Below are 6,000 nucleotides of genomic sequence, written 5' to 3'. Positions count from 1 at the left end.
CGCGGTAGGGACGCTCAGCAATGGGCGTCCCTACCGCGATCCGGAATTCGACGCCATCAACAGCAAAACCGGACAACCGGCATTCCGAGATCATGCCGGACATTTTGCTGATTTGCCTCCCTGACTGCGCTACAACAAGGCACAGATTTGTTCTTAACGGGGTCTGCATGAGCGGGCAATCCCATCCGCCTTGGCAATCGTCCTACTTTCCGTTTCCGCTTTCGGAGCCGATAATTCTCCTGGAGAGGATGCGATTAGGAGCCTCCTTATCAAACCGAAGGCCTGGACGATGTACTTGGAGTTCACGGCCGCGGCGATGCCCAGCGACCGAGCCCAGAAGATCATCTGGGAGTATTTTCAGCGTAATCAAAGCTAATGGGACGCCGGGTCGGCCTCGCATTTGGAGGCTGCGATTTTGAACTCTCTTGCGAAGCGACGGGTTCAGTTTTCGTTGGTGCCCGCCCCTTGACGCCAGCGGGCCATCACTCGTTCACGATCCTAGTGATCCACAATACCCCTTCAAGGATCACGGTCCGCAAAAGATCTGGCTCAAGGCAAACGAATGAAAGAGGGTCGGCGCGACGGTGGCGCCCGCCACCCGTCCGCTCATGCCGCTACCGGGTTGTTGCCGGCGCCCAGGCCACTGGAATTTCGGAGACAGTGCCCTTTATCTACTTTGCACAGCCGTCATCGTAAGCCCGACCGCATCGCCGAGCAAATTGGCAAGGCCGTGAAACGGAGAAAAACGACGCAGGCGACGAAGGAAAAAAGTGCTTAATCTTGGTTTCACCCTGTCCATCCGGTCAATGGTTTGCCTGTCGCAAAAATGTTCCTCGCAATAGTGGTGTTTCGCACCGATTTTGCGAGAGCCGCAAGGGGGCGCTCGCCACCCCGAAATGCGACGGTCATGCAGTGTGCGGATCAAGGAGCCGATTGGGATGGTATTGTATGGTGTACGTGCGTTGTTATTCGACGTGTTCGGCACTGTCGTCGATTGGCGTAGCGGCGTGGCGCGCGAAGCTGAGCCGTTCCTGAAGCGGCATGGAGCAGGATCCGCTATTCCTACCGCTTTCGCGGATGCGTGGCGCCGCCGTTACTCCCCAGCGATGGAGGAGGTGCGTAGCGGCCGGCGGCCCTTTACAAGGCTCGACGTGCTGCATCGGGAGAATCTGGAGACCGTTTTGCCAGACTTCGGGATCGACCCGGCTTCGGTGCCAGCGTCCGAGCTGGACGAACTGAACCTGGCATGGCACCGACTGGAGCCATGGCCTGACGCGGTGGCCGGCCTTACACGGCTCAAGGCCCGCTATATCATCGCGCCGCTCTCGAACGGCAACATCGTCCTCATGCTCAACATGGCGAAGCGTAGTCGCATCCCCTGGGATGCGATCCTCGGCGCCGAAGTCGTGCAAGCGTACAAGCCGATGCCGCAAGCCTATCTTCGCACCGCTGACGTCCTGGCAATGAAGCCGGATGAGATCTGTCTTGTGGCCGCCCACAATGGCGACCTTGCAGCGGCTCGGGCATGCGGATTGCGAACAGCCTTTGTCCCGCGTCCGACCGAGCACGGGGTAGCGCAGACCACGGATCTGCACCCTGATCAAGCCTGGGACATGGTGGCCAGCGACTTCATTGACTTGGCTGAACGACTTCAGTTGTAGCGCGGTCTCAACGATCAGCAAACCACCCCCTTCAGGGTTCTTCCATGATTCGCCCGATGCTCTCTTCGGCGTCGCGACCCATTGCTCCACGATCTATCCCGGGTTGCGGATAGCCAAGATGAAAGGCTTCACTACGCCTTGCGTTCCCAGCGCCGGTCCCGCGCTTCACCGAGCGACTGCCAGAATCCCGAGCACCGACGCGACGGTGGCGAGCAGGATTCGAACGTTGTGGACCATGAGCCAGGTGTCTAGCCGGGCGGGCACCTGATCCAGGGGAATCGACTTGGTGGCGAATTGCGCGTTGGTCGGAAGGAACCAGGCCATAGTGAGAACCAGAACGGCAACGACACAGGCGATCGCCCCGATCCACAGTGAACGTATACCTCCCTCGCTCCAGCTGAGCGAGAGCGAACCGATCAGCCCGATGAGGGTCGGAACGACGACAAAGGGGATCGTCCTTATGATGAACTGGTCGTTCTGGCTAAACCAGTCGAGGAATTCGGCAGCCGGAAGGCTCTTCCAGTAGCCGCCCAACGTTACGCCGATCGTCAGCATGACGCCGGCGAACATCGCCGAACCCGAGATAGCGAGAATGTTGAATAGGAGTCGCAACGGAATCTCTCCTGCCTTTCTTTCTTTTCTTTCGATTTGATGACTTCGGGTTCTTGCTGACGCCGCGCCTATGCGAGGCAGACGCCCGCCACGCCAACTTTTTGAAACAGGTGCGGAGAAGCGACCGCCGAAGCCGGATAGACTGAGAGTTTCGCCCTGAACTCCGGATGCATGAACGCAGTCCGGAAGTCTGCTGTCGATCCCCAGACGGCATAGTTCAGATAAGTAGGACTTTCGCCGACCGCGCGGTGAAGCTGGGTCGAGATGAAACCCGGCTGCTGTTTCATGAACAGCGCATCGTCCTGCCAGGCTCGGAGAAAGGTCTGTTCGTCCGCCTTGTCGAGCGTGAATACGTTCAACAGCACGACGGAGGCAGCATCGATTGCGATCTGACGTTCGATCGGGAATGCAGGGTCCAGTGGGCGCATAAGAGACATGTTCCTTTTCACTTTGGTTGGACGATGTCGATCCGGTATGATGCACACATACCTAATTGACATCATAATGTCAATATCATCCTATGGTGACAAATGAGCGAAACAACGAAGACCCCAAACCGAACCCCGGCGGGTGAAGCCCTGACCGATCTCATTCTCGGCCTGTTCAGGGTCAATAACCTGAGTTTGACGTGGGGCGATCGGCTCGTGGCTCCGCTTGGGCTGACCAGCGCCCGTTGGCAGATCCTCGGCGCCATCGTCGCAGCCGAACGCCCGCAGCCGGTCGCGTGGCTCGCACGCGATCTCGGCGCCAACCGCCAGAACGTGCAGCGCATCGTCAACGATTTGGCGAAGGAAGGGCTCGTCAGATTCGAACCCAATCCGCACCACCGCCGCGCGCACCTTGTCGTGCTGACCGATAAGGGACAGCAGACCTATGACGCCGCGATCAGATTGTACGACCCACGTGTCAACACGCTCGCGGAGGGTTTTCCCATCGAAGACCTCGAAAGAGCCGGCGGTGTCATGAAGGCGCTGCGGAAGAAATTCGAAGGAGAAGAAAATGCTGAAGAGCAGAGCTGATCGCTACGGCACGACAGCGATCTCAATTTACTGGCTGAGCCCCTTCTGATTCCGGCTCTGCTAGGCCCCGGCTTTCAGGCAGCGAAGGCCATGGATGCGGCCACCACGGCGGGTTTCCTCCGTGCGTCGTCTGATGGCGCCATTCTGGGTGTGGCTGCCAGCGGCATCGGGATAGCCCACGCGGCAGGTTTACGCCTTGCGTTCCCAGCGCCGGTCTGAAGTCTGCTGCCAGTAGGTGACTGCGTGGCCGGCTTCCTTCATCGTCTTCCAGTGCGTGCGCGCCGCCTCGACCTGGGCGGCATCGTGGCCGTCGAACAGGAACACGGCGCGCTTATATCCGGTAAGCTTCGGCGGCACCGCGCCGTCAACCAGGAAGCGTATCTGCGCCTCGTTCGGATTGTCATGGCCGGTGGTCAAAAGGATCGGCTGCTCGGCCAGATAGGATTCGCGGTCCGTCGCATGCGCCAGGAAGGAATCGTCCCTGAAGGTCCAAAGATGCTGGTCCAGCGCGTCGCGCCGCTCCTCGGTGCCTGTCTGCACCACGGCGCGCCAGCCGCGATCGACGCTGCGCTCGAGCAGGCCGGGCAGCGCATCCTCCAGAGTCGATTCGGTCAGGTGATAGAACAGGACGTCGGCCATGATCGCGCCTTGAAAGGCCTCACCCCTCGTAGTTGTCGCGCACCAGCCGGTCGAGCAGCCTGACGCCGAAGCCGGAGGCCCATGACTGGTTGATCTCGCTGGACGGCGCGCCTATTGCGGTGCCGGCAATGTCGAGATGCGCCCAGGGCGTATCCTTGACGAAGCGCTGCAGGAACTGCGCCGCGATGATGGCGCCACCATAGCGGCCGCCGATATTCTTCATGTCGGCATTTTTCGAGTCGATCAGCTTGTCGTATTCAGTGCCGAGCGGCATCCGCCACACGCGTTCCTGCGTCGCCTGCCCGGCGCTCGTCAGCCGGTTCGCCAGTTCATCATTGTTGGAGAACAGGCCCGCATAATGCTGGCCGAGCGCGACCATGATGGCGCCGGTCAGCGTCGCCAGATTGACGATGAATTTCGGCTGGAAGCGATCGTTGCAGTACCACAGCGCATCGGCCAGGACGAGGCGGCCTTCGGCGTCGGTGTTGAGCACCTCGATGGTCTGGCCCGACATCGAGGTGACGATGTCGCCGGGGCGTTGCGCATGGCCATCGACGGCATTTTCCACCAGCCCGATGATGCCGACGACATTGGCGTTGGCCTTGCGGGCGGCCAGCGCGTGCATCAGCCCGGTCACCGCGGCCGCGCCGCCCATGTCGCCCTTCATGTCCTCCATGCCGGAGGCCGTCTTTATCGAATTGCCGCCGGTGTCGAAAGTGACGCCTTTGCCGACGAAAGCAATCGGGCTGTCCTTGGCCTTGCCGCCGTTCCATCGCATGACGGCCAGGCGCGCGCCACGCGGCGAGCCTTGCGCGACGCCGAGCAGCGCGCCCATGCCGAGCTTCTTCATCTCCTTCTCGACCAGGATCTCGACCGCAACGCCGAGCGCCTCCAGTTCGTTGACGCGGGCGGCGAATTCCACCGGCCCCAGTATATTGGCCGGTTCGTTGACCAGATCGCGCGCCAGGAGCACCCCGTCGATCACCGCCACCTCGTCGGAGAAGGCCTTTTTCGCCGCCGCCGGATCGGCGGTGTGGATAGTCACCTTGACCGGCTTTTTGGGCTCGGCCTTGTTGCCGTCGCGCTGGCCGTCGCCATTGTCCTTTTTCGTCTTGTACTTGTCGAAAGCATAGCTGCGCAGAAGAATGCCCGCGGCAAGCTGTGCCGCTTGCCTGCCGCCGACGTCAGCACCCGGTAGGTCGAGCACGACGGCCACCTCCGTCGCCTTGCGCAAGGATGTAGTGATGGTGCCGCCAAGCTTGAGCCAGGCATGATCGTCGAGCGCCGAGACCTTACCGGCGCCAACCGCCACCAGCCGATCGAGCGATGTGCCCTCCGGCGCCAGCACTTCGACCAGGCCGGCGAACTTGCCGGAAAAGTCGGCCACCGGAAACGCCCGCTCCAGGGTCTTTGCCGGATCGCAAGCCTTTGCCGCGTCGCCGAGACCGCCATCGTTGGCCGCCAGCACGAAGACACTGCCTTTTTTGGGCACTGCGAACCTGGCAAAGGCGATCGAAGGTCTCGAAGTCATCATGTCCTACTTTCGGGAAGGGCGTTGGGTTTTCGGGAGAGTGCCTTGACGAAACTAGATATTTGGCTGTTTCCGATCGGAAGCACCACCCCCAATTTCAATCATCGCCCCTGCCTGACGATCTGCTACGAGATTGCGCCCGGCTTTCCTTTTCCAGGACAAGCGTCGGCACGCCCGCCTTTTTCAGCACATGGGCGGCCAGCCCCGCCGCGCCGGCGCCGATCACGATCGCACCGGGAAAAATCGATTGCTGGCCGGTTTGGCTGCGCAATTCTGTTACTTCTGCTTTCATGCCTGTGCCTGTCGCAGCCGCGGCGGCCATGACCGTGATCGGCGCGACATTTGGTCGTTTTCCGGCATTTGGCAAGACTTTGCCGGAATCCGATCCCATATGGCAGATGGAATCGATGGCGATTCGTCGCGGCACGGCCCCGCTTACTGCCGCAACCTGTTGTTAACCATTGATGTTCGCCATTTCTTATCCATTGCCGCCGACACTCCGGCCCACCGGAACTAACGATGTGGGACGGGAACCAGA

Annotated in this window: 7 protein-coding genes; 2 read left to right on the top strand and 5 right to left on the bottom strand. The window is 60.8% G+C overall.

The window, feature by feature from the left end:
- Positions 1-938 precede the first annotated feature (938 nt).
- Positions 939-1,661, top strand: a complete 723-nt coding sequence (locus NMG70_RS06715) for a haloacid dehalogenase type II (RefSeq protein WP_254023795.1) — start codon at positions 939-941, stop codon at positions 1,659-1,661.
- Positions 1,662-1,826: 165 nt separating this feature from the next.
- On the opposite strand, the gene NMG70_RS06710 is transcribed toward NMG70_RS06715, so the two are convergent.
- Positions 1,827-2,273 (bottom strand): anthrone oxygenase family protein, encoded by a 447-nt coding sequence (locus tag NMG70_RS06710; RefSeq protein ID WP_254023794.1) that lies wholly within the window; start codon positions 2,271-2,273, stop codon positions 1,827-1,829.
- A 68-nt stretch (positions 2,274-2,341) separates the two neighbouring features.
- Entirely contained in the window at positions 2,342-2,710 is a 369-nt protein-coding gene (locus NMG70_RS06705; protein ID WP_254023793.1) for an antibiotic biosynthesis monooxygenase family protein, read from the bottom strand.
- A gap of 93 nt (positions 2,711-2,803) precedes the next feature.
- Between NMG70_RS06705 and NMG70_RS06700 the strand changes: the two genes are divergently transcribed.
- Entirely contained in the window at positions 2,804-3,292 is a 489-nt protein-coding gene (locus NMG70_RS06700; RefSeq protein WP_254023792.1) for a MarR family winged helix-turn-helix transcriptional regulator, read from the top strand.
- Positions 3,293-3,481: 189 nt separating this feature from the next.
- Here the strand turns inward: NMG70_RS06700 and NMG70_RS06695 are convergent, their stop codons facing one another.
- From NMG70_RS06695 to NMG70_RS06685, 3 genes are all read right to left on the bottom strand, one after another.
- Positions 3,482-3,931 carry a DNA polymerase III subunit chi gene (locus NMG70_RS06695; protein ID WP_254023791.1) on the bottom strand — a complete coding sequence of 150 codons (450 nt, stop codon included), beginning with the start codon at positions 3,929-3,931 and terminating at the stop codon, positions 3,482-3,484.
- 19 nt (positions 3,932-3,950) lie between these two features.
- Complete coding sequence (locus tag NMG70_RS06690; protein WP_254023827.1) at positions 3,951-5,462, bottom strand: leucyl aminopeptidase; 1,512 nt, start codon at positions 5,460-5,462, stop codon at positions 3,951-3,953.
- Positions 5,463-5,559: 97 nt separating this feature from the next.
- Positions 5,560-5,754: an FAD-dependent monooxygenase gene (locus NMG70_RS06685; RefSeq protein WP_301555131.1), complete on the bottom strand. Its 195-nt coding sequence runs from the start codon at positions 5,752-5,754 to the stop codon at positions 5,560-5,562.
- Positions 5,755-6,000: the final 246 nt, after the last annotated feature.

It is taken from the genome of Mesorhizobium ventifaucium (genome assembly GCF_935822925.1).
Taxonomy (GTDB): Bacteria; Pseudomonadota; Alphaproteobacteria; order Rhizobiales; family Rhizobiaceae; genus Mesorhizobium; species Mesorhizobium ventifaucium.
This window is presented reverse-complemented; position numbering and strand designations above follow the sequence as displayed.

Coding starts and splice junctions, on each gene's coding strand:
- NMG70_RS06715 (WP_254023795.1), top strand. CDS start 939: ATGGTATTGTATGGTGTACGTGCGTTGTTATTCGACGTGTTCGGCACT.
- NMG70_RS06700 (WP_254023792.1), top strand. CDS start 2,804: ATGAGCGAAACAACGAAGACCCCAAACCGAACCCCGGCGGGTGAAGCC.
- NMG70_RS06690 (WP_254023827.1), bottom strand. CDS start 5,462: ATGACTTCGAGACCTTCGATCGCCTTTGCCAGGTTCGCAGTGCCCAAA.
- NMG70_RS06695 (WP_254023791.1), bottom strand. CDS start 3,931: ATGGCCGACGTCCTGTTCTATCACCTGACCGAATCGACTCTGGAGGAT.
- NMG70_RS06685 (WP_301555131.1), bottom strand. CDS start 5,754: ATGAAAGCAGAAGTAACAGAATTGCGCAGCCAAACCGGCCAGCAATCG.
- NMG70_RS06705 (WP_254023793.1), bottom strand. CDS start 2,710: ATGTCTCTTATGCGCCCACTGGACCCTGCATTCCCGATCGAACGTCAG.